Origin of the sequence: Shouchella shacheensis (genome assembly GCF_001484965.1) — a bacterium.
GTDB lineage: Bacteria > Bacillota > Bacilli > Bacillales > Bacillaceae_D > Shouchella > Shouchella shacheensis.
Map to the genome: position 1 here is coordinate 216,563 of NZ_KQ947394.1, position 19,227 is coordinate 235,789.

A 19,227-nucleotide genomic window follows, 5' to 3' on the forward strand; every position below is an offset into this window, starting at 1 on the left:
AGTGCGTTCTTCCTCTCTGGTTGGGGGTGGTTACCTCTATGATCATAACACCATGTTCGCCCGTGAGTCTCGTTTCGTGCGGCGATTTCAGGAGGAAGATGTTTTCGATTCTTTACTAACCCACCTCAAAAAAGAAGCCCACTTTTTAACAAGTAAGCTCCCTCCCATATCCCTAGAATCAGTCCTCTATAATGCTACAACAGTCCCCCTCTGCTTCTATTCCCTTTCCACTGTTAGCTTTGGTGCAAGCTCTTCATCTTCAGCTGAATAAAATTCTAAAACATTCGGATGAAACCCCGCCTGAGTAGAAGCAGCTAGGCGGAATTGAATTCTTTCCTCTCCCCCGACTTGTGAGACGAAGGACGTTGGTATTTGCACCTCCACGTACTCTTCAGCGCTTTCTTCAAGAGAGAAGGAGGCGATGCTTTCTGTGGTTGCGGGAGCATGAAAGTCGGTCCGTTCAAGCGAGGCACTTGGGCCAAAATATCCATTTTGTCCATCAATCGTTATGTGGTTCACAGTTCCTTCCTTCTTTTTCAAGTACAACCGAAGTTTCATTTTCTCGTCCCCACCTAATTTTTCCAACTCAGAGGAGTGAAAAGATACGATGGAACGGAAGGTATCCGTGTTATACATGCCTTTATCCCCGACTTTGAGCGAAGAGATCCCAAGACCATCCGCTGCCAATCTGCCAACAAACCCAGTATAATTCGGCTCAGCCCCTAGAGCGATTTTCTCGATCGGGACCCCCTGTTCCTCAAAAGTGTAGATTTCCGTGACCGTATCGCTTTGATTTTCTGCTTCATCGACTGCCATGAATTTCAGTGTGGCATCTTCTTCTATTGTTAAAGGCTCTTCATAGACGGAAGAAGAGCGAGTGGGCTCATTTCCGTCTACCGTGTAGTGAATAACGCTCCCTTCACTTGCCGTTAATGTCACTGAAACGGGCTCGGTAAACGTACCCCCAGCCGGCTCAGCTCTCAAAAATGGCTCCTCTGGCACAGGTTCGGGTGGCGGAGATGAACCTTCGTTTCTTGAGAAATTTTTGAAAAACGCCCACATTTTTTCGCTTGCATTGGGCCCTTGAGGGTCAGTGTAGCTTCCTTGCACGCTGCCGCCCGACCACGCATGCCCCATCCCATCAACAAGAACTTTCTTCATCCCCAATTGGTTGCCTTCATCGTAGTACATTTCCTCGGTAAAACTTCTTCCGCCAGGCACTTGCCCTTCCACTACTTCATCAGCTGTGTCGTTAATTCGGTCATTATCACGTCCATCTAAAGCAAGATCATTGGTTTTGGCCCACTGGGTTAGCACTTGATGACCGTTCACCACATCTACGGTTGAGTCATTTGTTCCATGGAATACAATCGTAGGAACCACACGTGCATGTTCACCCATGGCTTCATAGGCGAGTCTTCCTTGCCGAACAGGATCAGGGCCGCCATTGCTCATGGCATTCAACCCTTCAAGTTGGGTAGTGGCGGCCTTGTATTCCAACCCGGAACCTACACCAATCGCTGTGAAAACATCAGGGTACGTTGCACCTAAAATCGCACTCATCGCTCCTCCTGCCGATAGACCCGTGACATACACTCGGTCCTCATCTACGTCCTCTTCTTCAATGATTTTCTGGACCATTCCAGCAAGGACGGCTGGCTCTCCAGATCCTCTCGACTGATGGGCAGAATCAAACCAGTTCCAACAGCGTGTAATGTCTGCTCTTGTGCTTTGCTCTGGGTACAGAACGAGGAATCCTTCTTGATCCGCGACCGTATTCATTTCTGTTCCTGCGGCGAATTGGCTAGCGTCCTGCGTGCATCCATGTAGCATCACAACGAGCGGCTTTTCTCCTGTGTTGCTAGCTGCTTCCGGCGAATAAAGCTGGTACGCTTTTCCGCTATACGACCCGTTGGTTGTCCCCTGTGCCTCCGCAGATGCTGTCGAACCAAAGAAAAGAAAAACCATTGCACTCATCACCATGACCAACTCATACAGCACTCGTTTTTCTTTCAATCTTCATCCTCTCCTTCTTTGTAAAGTCACTCCCCCTACCGAATTCCCCTCTCTTCTGCCTCCCTCCTCAACTCTTCTCGGAAATCCGGATGAGCAATGGCAATCAGACGTTCCACTCGCTCGCGAATCGAGGTCCCTCTAAGCGAAGCAACGCCGTACTCCGTCACAACATAATCAACATCATTGCGTGAAAGGGTCACAGCTGCTCCCTCCGCAAGGCTCGGAACGATTTTGGAAACCGTTTTCCGTTCGCTGCTTCCGGCCACTCGCACATTGGTCGTCGAGTAAAGGGCTATAAAAGCCTTCCCTCCTTTGGATAATTGGGCACCGATGGCGGTATCCGCCTGCCCTCCTGTTCCGCTATACTGTTTGTGGCCGATCGATTCGGAACTGCATTGTCCGGTTAAATCAATTTCAAGCGTCGTATTAATCGAGGTCATCTGGTGGTTTTGCCCGATCACATAAGGATCGTTGACCCAGTTCCCATTTATCAGCTGCACACCTGGGTTATCATCGATAAAGTCATAAAGCTTTTGGGTACCGAGGGCAAAAGTGGCGACCATACGATTGGGCACAAGCGTTTTTTCCTTGCCGGTGATGACCCCCGCTTCAAACAGGTCGACCATCCCATCCGTCAGCATTTCTGTATGGATGCCTAGATCCTTTTTGTTCATAAGCTGGGAAGCGACGGCGTTTGGAATCCCGCCAATTCCTAATTGAATGGTCGAGCCGTCTTCAATGAAGTCGGCAATGTAGGCCCCAATCGCTTCGTCTTTTTCGTTTGATTCAGGCGATGGAAATTGCGGAATCGGAGCGTCGTGCCGCACGAGATAATCAATATCGCGAACATGCACCGTTGTGTCCCCAAAGGTTCGCGGCATATTAGCGTTTACTTCGAGGATGACAAGATCAGCGGCCTCCATGATTTCCCGCTCGTAAGTGGCACTTAACGAAAGGGAAAGGTAGCCTTTCTCATCCATCAAGGAAGCGCTGCCGAGAAAAATATTGACTTGTCGATGGTCGAGACGTTTGGAGCCAGCAAAATGCAGGTGGTTCGGGATAAATGAGACATTCCCTGCTTGATGCATGTTGCGAATTGCAGGGGTGTAGAACCAGCCTTCCATGTGAAAATGGTCAAAATACCTCTCATCCGTAAAATAAGGATAGTCTAGCATCGGAAGGCAGGTGGAAACGGTCATATCCGTTGCCTCCCCCGCCACCGTATGCAGTTTGGAAAGCAAGCCGGTCGGCTCTGCGGCGGCCAGGGCAGAGACGATGTGATCGCCGGTCTTCACCAAACGCAGCGCTTCTTCGATCGTCAGCCGCTTTTGTTCATAAAGTCTTTGATGCGTCGTTTCCACGGATGAAATCATGATTCTTCTCTCTCCTTTACAGGACCCCAGCGGATGACATTGGCGGCCCAGGCGTAACCAATGCCTGCAGCAATCATCGCCACGACCGTCCCCTCTTGAATTTTCTCTTCACGTCTTCCAATATGAAGAGAAAGAATTTGATCGATTTGCCCCATATGGCCGTAGCGGCTCAAATAGGTAGTGTGCGCCTCCGTTAGCCCTAGCGTTTTGAGCATATAAGCATGCATAGAGGGTTTGAAATGCAGGACAGCTAGGTAGGACAACTCCTCTTTGGAAAGGCCTGATTTCTCAAAGGCTCGGTCTATGCAGTTGAACCAGTTTTTCATTGAGACTTCGTTCAGCCGTTCCTTCATATGGTCCGGGCGCATCAGTTTCAGCGACTGGTAAGCTTCCTGTAAATTGTCTTGATTGATCGGGTTGGCAGTGCCGCCGACCTCTACCCCCGCATCGCGGGCCATCGAGCCATCCGTCAAAAGATGGGTGCCGAGCACCTCGTTGTACGGGTGGTTTCGCTTTAAAATCAGTGCCCCTCCGCCCGCACTTAAGTTGTAAAGCATGGATGAGACAGGGTCGCTGTAATCGACCAAATCGCCATTTCGATACCCGCCCACAATCATCACTGTCTTGACCTCTTCATCGGCTATCATCATGTCTTTGGCGATTTTCATGGCAGCGACACAGGTACAGCAGCGCTGCTGCACATCAATGCCCCAGGCGTTCGTCGCCCCAATTTGCTCTTGGATGTAGATCGATGAAGTCGTGAGCGGATATTCTTTCCATTCCTCACCGATACAAAGGATAACATCTAGCTCCTTCGCATCGACTCCTCCATTTTTCAACGCATCCAACGCTGCGCATACGCCCATTTCCTGCGTGCCATCCTCCTCTCCAGGGACTATTTTTTCGTAAATACCTAATTTTGTTTCTACAGCTTCCTTCGTCCAGTGCCCTCCTGTGGCTTCGGCAATTTCTTTTGCCGTCATACGCCCGGCAGGAAGATAAATGCCAGTACTTGCAATACCTACAGTAGTACGTGCGTTCATGTTCCTTCCCCTCCTTTTTCTGTCTCTCTCTAAGCGTCCATCACTCTCTCAATGTTTTCCGGAAGCGGCTGTGGTTTGGTTACATAGGAAACGGCGATAAAGGTCATGATCGAAATCACCATAGCAATGGCGCCGGTGTAGATGCCATGCGGAAGCGTGTATATGCCGAGCGTCGCCAAGACTTCGATCACCACACTAAGCACTAACCCAACAAGAATGGAAGCAATCGCCCCTTCTTTCGTTGCTTTCTTCCAATTGAGTCCAATACCAAGGACAGGTGCTAAGGCAGCGGCGAAGGTCCCCCAGCCAACAGCTCCAAGCAAGGCAATCCCGCGGTCGCCTAAACTTAGCACAGCAAGTACGGTGACAATGGAAATCACGACGACCGCAAATCGCCCAAATTTTAGTTGCTTTTCATCCGAAAGCGTGCGATTAAGGGCAAATGGGATGTCACGAACCATCGCTGCAGAAGCGATATTAATGAAAGCATCACAGGTGGACATGATGGCAGAAGCCACCCCAGCGAAAACAATGCCTGCCAGGATCGCCGGCGTATATTCAACTAGGAAGACGAGAATTGCATCGTCTGGATTGGCAAGCGGTGCCATTTCCCCCGTGATAACTAGATAGCGCATCACCAGCCCCACTCCGATAAGCAGCAAGCCACCAAGCACCGCTGGCACGGCAGCCAAGGCAGGTCCCCATTTTAGTTTGCTTACGTCTTGAATCATATATAGACGGGAGACAACATGGGGCTGGCCGACAATGCCAATCGATAAAGCAAAAAACCAGCTCATCGCGAGAATCGGCGTCGCAAGTCCCCAGGGGCCAACAAACTCAGGCATGGCCTGCCCCATGTCCGTAAACGGCTGGGTCGCGATCGTTTGCGTGATATTGGTGAGACCATCCCCAACATTTAAGGAGATAAAGAAAATCACGAGAGAGGCAACTGCCATAATCGAACCTTGAAATACGCTCGTGTACGTCCCTGCCATAATGCCTCCTGCCGCAGAATAGAGTGCGACAATAAACATGCCAATGACCACACCAACGGACACGGATATATCAAAAATGAACGCAATAATCGTTCCTAAGGCAAGCACCTGTGTTCCGAGAAAGACGACAATGCCCACAAGGGTGGCAACCCCGGTTAAGCCACTGGCCACGCGGCTATTGTAGCGATGATAGACGGCGTCAGCGACCGTCATCGCTCCGGTTGCCTCTGTCATAAGGCGCATGCGCTTTCCAAGAATATACCAGGCCATCGCAAAAGAGATCGTCGTTGGGAAGGTAAACCAGAGAGCGCCCATTCCGAGCTCATAAGTTAAGCCGGGGCCACCAATGAACAAAAAACCACTAAGCGACGTTGAGAAAATGGCGATCGCCGACACAAACATACCGAGGCTTTTACCAGCAATAAAAAAGTCCGCGGATGTCTTTGTCTTTTTCATCGCCCAGTAGCCAATTGCGAAAATAACAACCAAATACAGGGCTACAATAATCATGATCGTATTCATGAGGCCTTCCCTCCCTTTTCATTTAGCTCCTGCTTGATCCTCTCCCACTCGGCTTGATTCATGCTGTCTTTCTCAAAGAACACGCCATAAAGATAGGAACCGAAGAAGAAGGGCAAGAGCCAAACCCCGTAAACCATAATAAATGTAGGAACGGGAAAGCCTAACAAATAGATGGTCGGCTGGGCCGTGTCGTCCATTAGCGCCATCGTTAGAAAGCCGCCGAGCCAGATCACGAGTACAGAGATTAAGGAAAAGGCATAACCCCTCCCAATTCTTCCTTTCCTTAACGCCCCTAAAAACATCCATGCAAACATAACAATCGGGAATGAAAGGGCAAATAACCAGACAACGTCAAACAAAAGTGCAACAAGCATTAGGGTAGAAGTTCCAAATAAAAGCGCTATCATTCTATCGTTCATTGTGTCTCCTCCTTTAACCTGTTCTTACTCACCTTAATGCAAAACCTGTGCCAATCGTTTTGACGGGAACCGTTTGCAATCTGAGGCCAAAAAAGTGTAAGGAAAACCGAACATACGTCGGTTTTCCTTACACTACTACCCAAGCTGGTGCTTTTCAAGCTTTTCATAAAGCGAGGTACGGCTGATCCCTAGCTGTTTTGAGGCCTTCTGTTTATTTCCGTTAGCGGTTATTAGTGCCTCTTCAATCAGTTCCTTTTCCATTGCCGCAAGTTTCATTTTTAATGTTCCCTGATCACCTTCACCTTTCGGGTATACGAGGTAGCTTGGCAAATCTTCCAACTGAATGGTGCTCGTATCCGTCAAATTAATTGCCCGTTCCAGTACGTTTTCTAACTCACGAACATTCCCCGGCCAGTGATAGCGAAGCAAGCAGTCAATGGCCTGCTCTGAAATTTCCGTTACAGCCTTTCCCAATCGTTTAGCTACTTTCTCCACTAAGTAATGAGCTAGCGTTTGTATGTCCTTCCCACGCTCACGCAGGGGAGGAATTTCGACAGCCATCACATTTAATCGGTAGTATAAATCTTCGCGGAACTCCCCTTTTTTCACTAACTCCAATAGGTTTTGATTCGTGGCTGCAATCACACGCACATCGATCGGTTTCGGACTCGTCCCTCCGACGCGGTCAATCTCTTTTTCCTGTAAAACTCGCAGGAGCTTTACTTGCATTCCTAGCGGCATTTCCCCGATTTCATCGAGAAAGATCGTCCCTTTATCAGCAAGCTCAAATTTGCCGACCTTCCCTGCTTTGTTCGCTCCGGAAAATGACCCCTTTTCATACCCAAAAAGTTCGGACTCCAACAGTTCCGCTGGAATGGCCGCACAGTTCAGTTTCACAAATTTTTCTCGCCCACGGCTGCTTTCGTTATGAATGGAGTGAGCAAAAAGTTCTTTTCCTGTGCCGCTCTCCCCGAGAAGCAACACGTTGGAATTGGTTTTCGCGGCCTTCTTTGACAGTGTAAACGTATCAAGCATCGGCCTGCTCTTCCCGGCAATATCGCCCCAGGTATACTTCGCGCCGTGGTATTCACGCAGCTGCTTCTTGGCCTTCTTTAGCTCATCTTCAAGCAGCTTATTACGTTCAATCAGCTTCTTAAACTCACTCATGTCCTGAAAAAGCAATAGCCCAAAGCCAAACATGAGCTCGTTCTCATCATCAAGCACCGGAATTCGGTGGACAATCGCCGTACGCCCATTGGAAAACGTATGCTTCCAGGCTATTTCCGCTGTTTTCGTATCAATCACTTCCGGAAAACGACTGCTCGCATCGACTTCGAGCACAGGCTTCCCAATAATATCGTCCTTATGATAGCCCAGAAAATCCGCAAATATCGTGTTAATCATTAAGATTCTCGTATCCCTTGCTAACAGAATTACTGGCACAGGGATGCGATCAAACATCTTTTCAAGCGTGGCAATAAAAGGAGGAGAGTAGACATCCACCTCTTCTTGCGAATGGCCTTCGATCCTTGTTTTCAAGACATACACCCCCTTATATAATGGATAACGCTTACATCTTTGGCATGAAAATTGCATTCCATTCGTGACACTATCGTTAGGAGAGATGAAAATGAAACTAGAGAACAAAGTGGCCCTGATTACAGGCGCCGCTCGTGGAATTGGAGCCGCTACCGCGAAAACATTCGCCAAAGAAGGGGCTACTCTTATCCTAACAGACTTACAGGCGGAATTGTTGTCGGAACTTGAAGCCGAACTGCATGCCTGTGAGGTCAAAACAGTGGTGGCCAATGTCACTAGCCGGGAAGACATTCAAGCCTTATTCAAGGAGACCCTGGAAAGCTACGGACGCATTGATGCCGTCATCAATAACGCCGGGATCACCGCAGACGCGACGCTCGCCAAGATGAGCGAAGAGCAGTGGGATCAAGTCATCGATATTAACTTAAAAGGCGTCTTCAATGTCGGTCAGGCGGCCGCCGCAGTAATGAAGGAACAAAACGGAGGGGTCATTCTTAATGCCGCCTCCGTCGTCGGGCTCTATGGGAATTTTGGGCAAACCAACTACGCTGCCTCAAAAGGAGGTGTAATTAGCATGACCAAAACTTGGGCCAAGGAACTAGGGAGGTACGGCATCCGCGTGAATGCTATTGCCCCAGGCTTTATCGCTACACCTATGACTGCTAAAATGCCAGCGAAGGTTTTGGAGATGATGAAAGAACAATCGCCCCTCGGTGTGATGGGAAGACCTGAAGATGTCGCAAATGCCTATGCCTTTCTTGCTTCGGATGAGGCCGCATTTATTACCGGGACCGTACTGAGCGTCGATGGCGGAGCGGTGATTTAAGAAGTAGGCGAACTCAAGCCCTTAGGGCCTTAGCTCCTTCCCCAGAGAAGGAGCTAAGGCTCTTACTATCAGTAGGGACGGATGTGTGTAGAGATTGTGACGTGGTCTTGACGGTTTGATACCGCTCTCGTCCGGATTATTGCTGTCCTCTTCTGGATTTCTGCTCCTCTCATCCGGAATTCTGCTCCTCTCGCCTGGACTTCGCGCCTCTTGTTGGGAGTAACACCACCCCCTCGCCCAAATTGCCTTCCTCTTGTATGGCACAAGAAAGAATTATTCGACAACTTGTGAAAGGTGTTGCCCTTTCTATGGAAATGGTAAAATAGAAAATGAGGATAATTTTAAGGAGTGGGGAACTCATGGCTTCAAAACGAAAAGAACGGCCGTCCTTAATACTCATGATTTACATGTGGCTAATGATCATTGTTGTTCTAATGAATATCACAGGTATCGTTTCATCACAAATTTATCAGAACCTGTTGTCGTTCTTTATCATCTCTCTATTAAATATGGTGCTGATTGCTTTGCTCATTATCAAATCATTAAATACAAGCAATCCATCTGAACGAAAAGTATGCATCATCTATATGATTGTGATTGCGATTGCCGCGTTCGCTAGTTTTATCCGCTATCTCACCTTGCAGAGTTAATGCGATCGAAATGCGCAGGAGGGTCGAACAGAAGCGCGGAGCTAGACCATACCGAAATGCGCAAGCGCCCTGCTCACGAGCGACAAGTTCTGGAGCGACGGCAGGATCGAGCCCGTTTTTGGCTTGATCTGGCAGTGTGAAGAAACTTCGAGCGAGAGGGCGCCGGAGCTAAATCAAAAGGCAGGCATTTTCACAACTGAAAAATGCCTGCCTCTTCGTTTACTCACTGTCCACGCGTTCAATACTCGGGATGTCGATAAGGTTGTTCGGCAGTTTATGGACGTTGGCGAGCGTATCACGGGTGGCAAACATGTTATCCGCGTAGAAGAATGGAACGATCGGCGCTTCATCTTCTAGCCACTGCTGCATCTCCGCATAAATCGCTTCTCTTTCGCCTTCATCCGTTTCCCGTCGAGCTCCTTGAAGCATGGATTCAAACTCATCGTCCTCTAAAAAGAAACGATCAAGCGCCGACTCTTCTCCAAATAGAGGCGTCATCGACTGGTCAGCGTCTAGGGTTGAGCTCGTCCAACTTAGAAGGAACATTTCATGCAAGCCGCTTGTGGTCTGGTCTACATATGTGCCCCATTCCATCGTCTGGATGTCCACCTCGATTCCAACATCTCCAAGCCGGTTTTCTAAAATGACCGCAATATCTTGTCGTTGTTGATCGCCGTCAATCCATAGTTCAATCTCAAACCCATCCGCGTAACCGGCCTCTTCCAGTAGTTCTCTTGAGCGATCAGGGTCAAACTCATGCCCGTTCAAACTGTCGTCATACCCGAAAACAGCGGGGGTTAGTGGACTGTTCGCTTCCGTTGCATTGTCTTCGAGAACCCCTGAGATGATTTCTTGTTTGTCAATGGCATGAGCGATGGCCTGCCGCACAAGCGTGTTATCTAAAGGCTCTTTTTGCGTGTGCAGGCCAAGGAAAAACATTGCATTCCCGGTTTGTTGAATAACATCAATGCCCTCCGCCGCTTCTAACTCAGCCACCTGATTAGGAAGAGTCGATTCCATCATATCAATGCCACCTGCCTGAAGTTCCGCTACTTGCGTCTGCTCATCAGGAATAATCTCAAACAGGACAGAAGCAAAGTGAGGCATGTCCCCCCAGTAGTCGTCATTGCGTGTCAGGGCAATCGACTCATTGGATACCCAGCTTTCATAAACGAAGGGTCCGGTCCCTATCGGCTCAGCATTAATCACAGAACTCGGCTGACTTCCTTCTTCCATTAACTCATAATCAGCTTCGATCTGCTCCTCACTTAAAATCGACGCTCCCGCATGAGCGAGATGATTAAAAAGTGGCGCGAATGGGTGCTCGAGATGAATGCGAACGGTGGTCTCATCCATCACCTCTACTTCTTCAAAGGTGGTAAATAGATTGGCTCGAGGGGAAGCGACGTCAGGATCGTTAATTCGATCAAAGGTCGCCTTCACATCATCCGCTGTAAACGAGCTGCCATCGTGGAATGTTACATCGTCTCTAAGCGTAAACTCCCAAGTCGTTTCATCAATTTCTTCCCACTCTTCCGCAAGATTCGGCTCTGCCTCCTGTGTTTCCATGTTTAGTGTGACGAGTGTATCAAACATGTTCTGGTTCACGTTTGAGGAAGCCAGATCATTCGCCCCCTGTGGGTCAAGGGAAATAATGTCACTTCCTATAGCAATCGCTAATTCATCTTCTGTCTCCGGAGAAGGCGTAGAAGTAGCTTCCTCGCTTTCTTCAGGTTCAGAAGCACAGCCCGCTAGAATGAGTGCTACACCAACGGGATATATAAAACGGGATCTTTTAAACAACGAAATCCCCCTCCTAAATAATAAAGTATTCCTACCTTTTTACTAATATATAAGAAGCTTACTAGGAAATCAACTAAAAAGATCAAAAACGTTGGCTTTAGTGGGGACCAAGTCGGGCGTGTTAATCAAACGTTTAATTAAACACCGAAAGGCGCAGGCGGGTCGCCTAGAAGCGCGAATTTTGGAGACCCGATAAAAGAAATCCCGAACTTGGATTTCGTTATCGGGGCGAAAAATCTCGGCGCTTCTACACGCCGGAGCTAGACAAAAGCCTCCACCTTCCAAATTGGAAGCCAGAGGCTCTCGACTATATAGATGTACCTTTTTTAAAAAGATCGTATAAATCGTCTTTATTCTGAAGTAAGTCAGCGAGTGTGTAACGATCGAGGACTTGCAAGAAGGCTTCTCGTGCCTCGTATAGCACGGATTGAAGCCGACACGAGCCGCTAATCAAGCACCCTCCATCCTTACTAAAGCATTCCACTAACTCTAGGTCTTCGAGCATTCGTATCAACTCACCTATATTTATCTCTTCAGGGCTTTTAGCTAGTTTCATTCCACCGTTTCTTCCCCTTACCGTCTCAAGCAATTCTTTTTTTCCTAAATCGTGAACAATTTTTTGGAGATGGTTTAATGAGAGATGATAGGCGTTGGCGATATCTTTGACTTGTGCACGCTTCTCTTCCGGCAGGCTTCCAACATACAAAAGCGTCCGCAATGAATAATCGGTGTACGAGGTCAATTGCATGATCCTCACCCCCTCCCTCCAATTATAGCACAGCTGTTTTCATAGACTCTTCTAAAAAGATGTTGCCAAAAAATGAATTGTCTTCTAAAGTGCTTGATTCCTTTGCCAAAGAGTGTATCATTAAAGTTGTATTATAAATACATCTTTTATTGAAGGAGAGGATTTCATGGCTCAATCATTAACACCAAAGCAAATCGCTCTGATTAAAGCAAGTGTCCCTGTACTCGCCGAACATGGCGTCACAATCACCAAGCGCTTCTACTCCTATATGTTTGAAGCGCATCCGGAACTTTTGAATATGTTTAACCAAGCCAATCAACAGAAATCCAAACAGCAACAGGCACTTGCCAACACGCTTTATGCCGCTGCGGCAAACATTGAAAACCTAGAATCCTTACTGCCTGTCGTCAGACAAATTGCCCACAAACATCGAAGCTTGCAAGTAAAACCTGAACATTACCCCATCGTCGGAGAATACTTACTCGGGGCAATTGATGAAGTGCTAGGAGAAGCGGCCACAGATGAGTTGCTAGAGGCTTGGGGAGTCGCGTACGGCATTATTGCGGAGATCTTCATTTCCATTGAGAAAGAGATGTACGAAGAGGCCGCCTCCACTAGCGGGGGCTGGGAAGGATATCGTCGCTTTGTTGTGAAACGGAAAGAGCAAGAAACCGATTTGATTACCTCTTTTTATCTCGTGCCAGAAGACAAAGGGTTCCTTCCGTCCTTTTCTCCAGGGCAATACGTGACGGTCAAAGGGTATAGCACCTCAGATGACTACACACATCTCCGTCAATACAGCTTATCGGACGCACCAGGGAAAGAGCACTTCCGCTTATCGATTAAACGAGAAGGGGCGGGAACCCTCTCCAACTATATGCATGGTCAAGTTGAAGAAGGAGCGGTTGTTGAATTAACCGCCCCTGCGGGAGACTTTGCCGCTGATCTCCAATCGGACCACCCCCTTGTGCTCATTAGCGCCGGGATTGGCCTAACCCCACTGATGAGTATGGCGAAAGGAGCATTGGAGACCCAGTTAAATCGAACGGTCACATTTATTCATGCCACAAACAATGAAGAGACTCACGCGCTCCGTGCCGAAATCGAGGCTCTAGCCGACCGTCACCCAAACCTCTCTTTAGATCTTCGCTATACCGACTCAGGAGAAGAGGCGTTTCTCACACAAGTCGACATAGACCGGCTGGTTTCAGAAGTAGATCAAGAGTTCTACATGTGCGGCCCTGTCCCGTTTGTACAGCAAATGGAAGGCTATTTACAAAGAGCGAGTGTGGACCCAGCACGTATTCATTTTGAAGTATTTACGCCGCTTGTTCCGGTGTAAGGCAGAAAAGCCGAAATGCGCAGATGGGTTGCCCAGAAGCGAGACTGTTGGAGGCCTGGACTAGAAATCTCGGTTTTGGATTTCGGTTCAGGACTGAAAAATCTCGAGCTTTGACCCACTGGAGCTAGACAAGAAAACCCGTGAGATTATAGGACCTCACGGGTTTTCCCTTTTATTTACTGATCGAGTGCGTCAGGCAAAACATTCAAATCAATCCCCCAAACCACGGGAACAAGATAGTACACGGCCAAAACAATAATAATCGTTGCCACGATATTCACCAAAAACCCGGTTCGGACCATTTCAATGATCTTCAATTTCCCTGTTCCGAAAATAATCGCGTTTGGTGGTGTTCCAACCGGAAGCATGAACGCACAGTTGGCCGCCATGGCACACGGGATCATCAGCGCGAACGGGTGAATGTTCAGTGCAAGAGCAAGTGCGGCGACTACAGGCAGAATCATCGTCGCTGTTGCCGTATTGGAGGTAATCTCCGTCATCAACAGAATCAGAAGTGTCGCTGCTGCGATAATAATGATCATATTAAGGCCATCCAACACCGTAAGCTGTTCACCCATCCAATCAGACAGGCCGGTCTCACGGAAGCCGGCTGCAATCGCTAACCCTCCACCAAAGAGGAGAAGCACACCCCAAGGGATATCTCTTGAGTCCGCCCAACTGAGAATGCGACCGCCAACTTTAGAGGGAATCGCAAACAACAGCACCGCTGCCGTAACGGCAATCATTCCATCAGACAGTCCCGGGATCTCCACAAGTCCTCCCTCGCTCCAGAGAAATTCCCTTGACACCCACATGAATGCTGCGAAGAAAAACACAACGCCGACCATGCCTTCTTCGTACGACGTCTTTCCAAGTCCTTTTCGTTCTTTCTGAATCAGTTCCCTTCCGCCAGGCAGCTGTGTAATGCTTGTTTTAAAGGCCACCCTTCCTAAATACAACCATGCAAACGCTAGCAAAAGGATGACGACAGGAACAGCGAACACCATCCATAAGGCGAACGATACTTGAATATCAAATAATTGCTCCATTTGTCCGGCCAGAATAATGTTCGGTGGTGTTCCAATAAGCGTACCAACCCCACCAATCGTTCCCGCGTAACCGATGGCGAAAATGAGCGATTTCTCAAATTTGGGAAGTTCCGCTTCCTCCGGTTTCCCTTTTAACACATCGGCCACTTGCGCGGTAATGGCAAGCCCCATTGGTACCATCATCATCACGGCGGCTGTGTTGGAGACCCACATGGACAAGAAGCCCGTTGCCACCATAAACCCGAGAAGAATGCGCTGTGTACTCGTCCCAATAATGGAAATGATGAATAGGGCCAACCGCTTATGCAAATTCCATTTTTCCATGGCGGTGGCGATGAAAAAGCCCCCCAAAAACAAGAAGATAATGTCATCTCCGTACGAGGAAGCCACTTCGCTTCCTTCCAACGCACCTGTTATTGGTAGCAAGATCAGTGGCAAGAGAGATGTTGCCGGAATAGGCAACGCTTCGGTAATCCACCAGGTTGCGATCCACAGCGTTACGGCAAGAACCGATCGTCCCTCTGTGGTCAACCCCTCTGGTTGAAAAAACAACATCGTTAACAGGAACAGTGTTGGCCCTAGGATCAAACCAACGAGCTGTGCCCGAGAATACGGCTTATTGGGCGGCTTCTCCGGTTTGCTCGCATTGTCCATTGAGTGGCTCGGCTCTTGCTTCTTGGCTGCCGCGCTGCTTTCCTTGCTAAATGAGAACACATTCAAGAGGCTTTTCGTCCGTTGATGCTGACGCCAAAGCCCTTGCCATGTTGATTTCGCTATAGCTTTCATCAAATGACCCCCCTTACTGAAAACGCTTTCCGTCATTCTCCATCATTTGCGTTAGCACGTACAGCTTTTTTAACTAAACGAAATCATTTTCCTCGAATAATTTGGTTCCATCCGGTGTCATTCTGTATTGCTGCAGAGGGCGACCCGAACGTTGATAGACGACGTCCTTTCTTACCCACCCGTTCTCTTCAAAGTAGTGCAAATATTTACGAAGAGAAACGTGAGAGATAGTGGTGAAACTGCTTAGCTCGGCCGCCGTCACCCAGTCGCCTTTCCTTTGAATGGCTTTCAAAATGCGCAGTTTCGTTTCTTTCGTAATCCCTTTTGGCAAGGCATACGCACTTCGCTTGTCTTTTTGCGAATGAAACAACCGATCCACTTCTTCCTGCCGAAAAGAGGGCGGCTGCTGCGCCATCTTTTTTTTGTAGCGAAGCAGTGATTCCTGAAACCGTTCAAACGTAAACGGCTTAATTAAATAGTCAATCACCCCGTATCTGTAGCCAACTTGCACCGACCGCTGATCATTCGCTGATGTAATCAAGATCACATCCACGTTTAGTTCTTCCGCGCGAATATGCTTTAATAACTCAAGCCCACTCCTCTCATGGAGATAGACATCAAGCAGCAACAAATCAAAAGATTTCTCCTCCTTGAGAAGCGTTTCTGCTTTGGCAAACGTATCCGCAAGCCCGACCCATTTAAAGCCCTCAAGCTTTTCGAGGTAGATGCGATGAAATTTGGCCACAAGGGGGTCATCCTCGACAACAGCGACCTTGATCATGTTTCTTCCCCTCCTCCTTGCTTCAGTGGCAGACGTACTTGAAGAACGGTTCCCTGACCGGGCGTTGACGACACATCATAGCTGCCATCAGCTTCATGAATAGCATTTGCCATAATCGATAACCCGTACCCTCGATGCGGCCCTTTGGTCGAATACCCCTTTTGGATCAGCAACGGAAGGTCCGCTTCAGAGAACCCTTCCCCGTTGTCCTCAATCGTATACACCAGCTCGTCCTCTTCCTGGTCAAAGGTCAGCTTGAGGGCTTTCTGCTCTTTGCCAAGCATGGCTTCATAGGCATTTTCCAAACTGTTGCCCATAACCGTAATCCAAGTATCCATGAGCGTGGGATGCTCCAGCCTCGGCCATTTCTTTCCAAACAATGTCACCTCCACACCGGCTTGTTCGAAGCGCTCCAGTTGAGTAAGCAAGTACCCCGCAATCGTCACATCTTCCATATGCTCAGCAATCCTACCTGTATCTCGCTGATAAACGAGGGATAAGCTTTCTACATAGTCTGCTAGCTCCTCATACGACTCGGTATAGACCATTGCCCCTATAATATGCAGTTTGTTCATAAACTCATGTGTCTGCGCCCTCAGCGTCTGAGCGTATGTCTCGACTCCGGTCAGTTTCTTCATCAATGCACTCAGCTCGTTGCGGTCACGGAAGGTTACGAGGGCACCCACGCAGTGCCCGTCAACAATCACCGGCACGCGGCTGGCAACCATCTCTAGCTCCCCGAGGTGCTTCTGCTCATCGTAGGCGGCTTCCTTGCTCGCTAGCTGAGAGTCAAGAGAAAGGGACGGCCAGACATTCTCGATCCGTTCCCCGGTGACAGTTGCTGTATAGCCGGCTCTTTTTAAAATCGTGGTGGCCGTTTTGTTGGCGACGACGATTTCCCCTTTGGCGTCCGTAGCCATAATTCCTTCACGTACACCTTCGAGCATCGCTTCCCGCTCCTGAACCAGCTGCGAAATCTCTTTTGGCTCCAGCCCACGAAGCGTTTTCTTTAATCTTCTTGCCAAAAAATACGAACCGATGATTCCAAGCGCCAGGCTTACCCCTGTGCCGATAAAAACCATGCGCTGACTGTCCCAGACAGCCCCGTCTATCACTTCCGTGGAAATCCCTACAGAAACAGCCCCCACTTGAACGCCGTCGTCGTAGACGGGTTGAAAGGCTCGCATGGACGGCCCTAGCGTTCCGACAGCCTCGGACGTATATGTTTGACCTTGGAGCACCTCTTGCACATCCCCGCCAACAAAGTGCTGACCAACCCTTTCTGGCACCGGATGCGTGAGCCGAATGCCCTCCATATTCATAACGACGATGTACTGAAGGCCGTTTTGCACGCGCACGTCCTCTGCCAACTGGCGCAACTCCTCATGCGCCCCTTCTGTCGCAAGGGCTTCAGCGACAAGAGGCGTCTCGGCAAAATGACTTGCACTTAGGCGTGCCTGACTGGCAAGTGCTTCTCTCGTCTGATCAGCTTGAGACAGCGCAATCATCACTCCTGTCACAAGCAAGGCCAGGCAGATAAGTCCGCTCGAATAAAGCATCATTTGATATCTGAGTGGAAGGGTTGTTTTTCTCACGTAGGCATCTCCTTCTATCATGGTTGTGGCAAGATCATTCTATCATTTCTTGTAGAAAAGTGGCGACGTGAGTGACAGGACAGCCGGAGGCAATCATAAGATGGAATGTAGCACCCAACCCTCAGGTGAATTTCGCTCCCGCCCGGTGTGGTTCTCCTGATTTTCTACACTCTCCCATCAACTAACACTTGACGCTGCCCCCATTTCCACGTACGCTTTCCATACATCTTGAAACTTATTACTTAAACGCGTTAAAGTGTAATAGATACTAAGACTATTTAGAAAGTAGGCTACCTGCATGGAACAAAATCAGCCATCTTTTTTATTTGCTTCTTCCTTCTTTGTGCTCTTCGTTGGCGTCATGATTGTGAGCATGTTCCTTCTACAGACTGATCCTCATATGCCTCTAATCGTCTCGCTGGTGCTGATACTGGGTGCGGCAAAACGGCTCGGATACAAATGGGAGCAGCTTGAAGAGGGGTTACTTACAGGTATTCAAACCGGCATCAAGCCGATGCTAATTCTCATGCTAGTGGGCGTTGTGATTGCGGTTTGGATGATGAGTGGAACCGTTCCAACACTGTTGTTTTACGGACTGCAGCTCATTTCGCCTGAGTGGTTCGCCGTCAGTGCGCTCACCGTTTGCATTTTTGTATCAACCTTTACTGGCAGTTCCTTCACGACGATTGGAACGATTGGTGTGGCAATGATGGGAATCGGGGCAGCACTTGGCGTGAACCCGGCGCTTGCAGCAGGAGCGATTATTTGTGGTGCGTGCTTCGGGGATAAAATGTCCCCACTTTCGGATACGACAAACTTTGCCCCTGGGATTGTCGGGGTGGAGCTGTTTGCCCATATTCGTCATTTGCTCTGGACAACGGTACCGGCACTTGCGATCACCTACCTGCTGTTTCTATTCTTGGGGCAAGGCGGTTCCGGAGACCTTCCCAATGTTTCGGCGATGCTTTCGTCTTTGGAAGCAAGCTTCACGGTTAGTGCGCTTGCTTTGCTCTCCCCGCTCCTTGTTGTGGTTCTTGCCGCGAAGCGCTATCCCGTTCTACCAGTGCTCGTCGCAGGGATTGTCACAGGGCTCTTGACGGCAATGTTTCTTCAAGGGGAATATTCGCTAGGCTCGGTCTTTAACGTGATGCAGTCAGGCTTTGAAAGGGAGACTGGAAATGAGCTTATCGATGAGATTGTGCAAGCCGGTGGACTCCAGTCGATGATGTGGTCAATTTCCTTGATCTTCATTGCGCTTGCCTTAGGAGGCGTCGCACAGAAAATTGGCTTGATTGAATCCCTTTTCCAGCACTTATCAAGGTTCCTATCCAAGCGTGGGCACTTGATTGCCTCCACGGCCGCTGGCTCAATCAGCGTAAATTTAATGACCGGTGAGCAGTATTTGTCGATCTTGCTGCCGGGGAAAACCTTTCAGTCGTACTATGAAAAGCTTGGGCTGCAAATGAAAAACCTCTCTCGCACGCTAGAAGATGCAGGCACACTCGTGAACCCACTTATTCCTTGGGGGGTGAGTGGCGCATTCTTTGCGCAGACGCTTGGTGTCCCTGTGGTAGACTATCTCCCTTATGCTTTTTTCCTCTTCTTGTCGCCGGTATTTACATTGGTTTATGGGTATACGGGGATTGGAATGGGGAGAGAAGCGCAGAATTGAATCGAGCGAGACCCGCGCTGGAATTGGTGCGGGTCTTTTATAGCGAGAAACCTAGGATAGGACAGCCC

General features: G+C 48.9%; 15 protein-coding genes. 4 read left to right on the forward strand and 11 right to left on the reverse strand.

From position 1 onward, the window contains the following. Window positions 1-216: 216 nt before the first annotated feature. The 6 genes from AVZ68_RS19625 to AVZ68_RS03330 all read right to left on the reverse strand — a co-directional run bounded on the left by AVZ68_RS19625 (window position 217) and on the right by AVZ68_RS03330 (window position 7,907). Window positions 217-2,016: an extracellular catalytic domain type 1 short-chain-length polyhydroxyalkanoate depolymerase gene (locus tag AVZ68_RS19625; RefSeq protein ID WP_245628046.1), complete on the reverse strand. Its 1,800-nt coding sequence runs from the start codon at window positions 2,014-2,016 to the stop codon at window positions 217-219. Window positions 2,017-2,051: 35 nt separating this feature from the next. Continuing rightward, window positions 2,052-3,389 carry an acetyl-CoA hydrolase/transferase family protein gene (locus AVZ68_RS03310; protein ID WP_059103123.1) on the reverse strand — a complete coding sequence of 446 codons (1,338 nt, stop codon included), beginning with the start codon at window positions 3,387-3,389 and terminating at the stop codon, window positions 2,052-2,054. Beyond that, window positions 3,386-4,432, reverse strand: coding sequence for a 3-oxoacyl-ACP synthase (locus AVZ68_RS03315; RefSeq protein ID WP_059103124.1), 1,047 nt, complete (start codon window positions 4,430-4,432; stop codon window positions 3,386-3,388). Before AVZ68_RS03315 ends, AVZ68_RS03310 begins: the two co-directional genes overlap by 4 nt. 29 nt (window positions 4,433-4,461) lie before the next feature. Next, a complete protein-coding gene (locus AVZ68_RS03320) occupies window positions 4,462-5,949 on the reverse strand; it encodes a sodium:solute symporter family transporter (RefSeq protein WP_059103125.1) in 1,488 nt (495 codons plus the stop codon). Beyond that, window positions 5,946-6,368, reverse strand: coding sequence for a hypothetical protein (locus AVZ68_RS03325; protein WP_059103126.1), 423 nt, complete (start codon window positions 6,366-6,368; stop codon window positions 5,946-5,948). Before AVZ68_RS03325 ends, AVZ68_RS03320 begins: the two co-directional genes overlap by 4 nt. 135 nt (window positions 6,369-6,503) lie before the next feature. Continuing rightward, window positions 6,504-7,907, reverse strand: a complete 1,404-nt coding sequence (locus tag AVZ68_RS03330; protein WP_218970830.1) for a sigma-54 interaction domain-containing protein — start codon at window positions 7,905-7,907, stop codon at window positions 6,504-6,506. Window positions 7,908-7,998: 91 nt separating this feature from the next. Here AVZ68_RS03330 and fabG point away from each other — a divergent pair, with 91 nt between their 5' ends. Beyond that, on the forward strand, window positions 7,999-8,733 hold the full coding sequence (gene fabG / locus AVZ68_RS03335; RefSeq protein ID WP_059103127.1) for a 3-oxoacyl-[acyl-carrier-protein] reductase: 735 nt from the start codon (window positions 7,999-8,001) through the stop codon (window positions 8,731-8,733). 359 nt (window positions 8,734-9,092) lie between these two features. Then, window positions 9,093-9,383, forward strand: a complete 291-nt coding sequence (locus tag AVZ68_RS03340; protein ID WP_059103128.1) for a hypothetical protein — start codon at window positions 9,093-9,095, stop codon at window positions 9,381-9,383. Window positions 9,384-9,602: 219 nt separating this feature from the next. Here the strand turns inward: AVZ68_RS03340 and AVZ68_RS03345 are convergent, their stop codons facing one another. Both AVZ68_RS03345 and AVZ68_RS03350 read right to left on the reverse strand, forming a co-directional pair. Next, window positions 9,603-11,186, reverse strand: a complete 1,584-nt coding sequence (locus AVZ68_RS03345; RefSeq protein ID WP_059103129.1) for a glutathione ABC transporter substrate-binding protein — start codon at window positions 11,184-11,186, stop codon at window positions 9,603-9,605. A 307-nt stretch (window positions 11,187-11,493) separates the two neighbouring features. Beyond that, a complete protein-coding gene (locus AVZ68_RS03350) occupies window positions 11,494-11,934 on the reverse strand; it encodes an Rrf2 family transcriptional regulator (RefSeq protein WP_059103130.1) in 441 nt (146 codons plus the stop codon). Window positions 11,935-12,100: 166 nt separating this feature from the next. On the opposite strand from AVZ68_RS03350, the gene hmpA reads away from it, so the two are divergent. Next, a complete protein-coding gene (hmpA, locus tag AVZ68_RS03355; RefSeq protein WP_059103131.1) occupies window positions 12,101-13,276 on the forward strand; it encodes an NO-inducible flavohemoprotein in 1,176 nt (391 codons plus the stop codon). 176 nt (window positions 13,277-13,452) lie between these two features. Here the strand turns inward: hmpA and AVZ68_RS03360 are convergent, their stop codons facing one another. The 3 genes from AVZ68_RS03360 to AVZ68_RS03370 all read right to left on the reverse strand — a co-directional run bounded on the left by AVZ68_RS03360 (window position 13,453) and on the right by AVZ68_RS03370 (window position 17,487). Further along, a complete protein-coding gene (locus AVZ68_RS03360; RefSeq protein WP_059103132.1) occupies window positions 13,453-15,111 on the reverse strand; it encodes an SLC13 family permease in 1,659 nt (552 codons plus the stop codon). 73 nt (window positions 15,112-15,184) lie between these two features. Continuing rightward, a complete protein-coding gene (locus tag AVZ68_RS03365; RefSeq protein WP_059103133.1) occupies window positions 15,185-15,892 on the reverse strand; it encodes a response regulator in 708 nt (235 codons plus the stop codon). Continuing rightward, window positions 15,889-17,487 carry an ATP-binding protein gene (locus AVZ68_RS03370; RefSeq protein ID WP_059103134.1) on the reverse strand — a complete coding sequence of 533 codons (1,599 nt, stop codon included), beginning with the start codon at window positions 17,485-17,487 and terminating at the stop codon, window positions 15,889-15,891. Before AVZ68_RS03370 ends, AVZ68_RS03365 begins: the two co-directional genes overlap by 4 nt. Before the next feature lie 298 nt (window positions 17,488-17,785). Between AVZ68_RS03370 and nhaC the strand changes: the two genes are divergently transcribed. Further along, a complete protein-coding gene (gene nhaC, locus AVZ68_RS03375; RefSeq protein WP_059103135.1) occupies window positions 17,786-19,159 on the forward strand; it encodes a Na+/H+ antiporter NhaC in 1,374 nt (457 codons plus the stop codon). Window positions 19,160-19,227 lie beyond the last annotated feature (68 nt).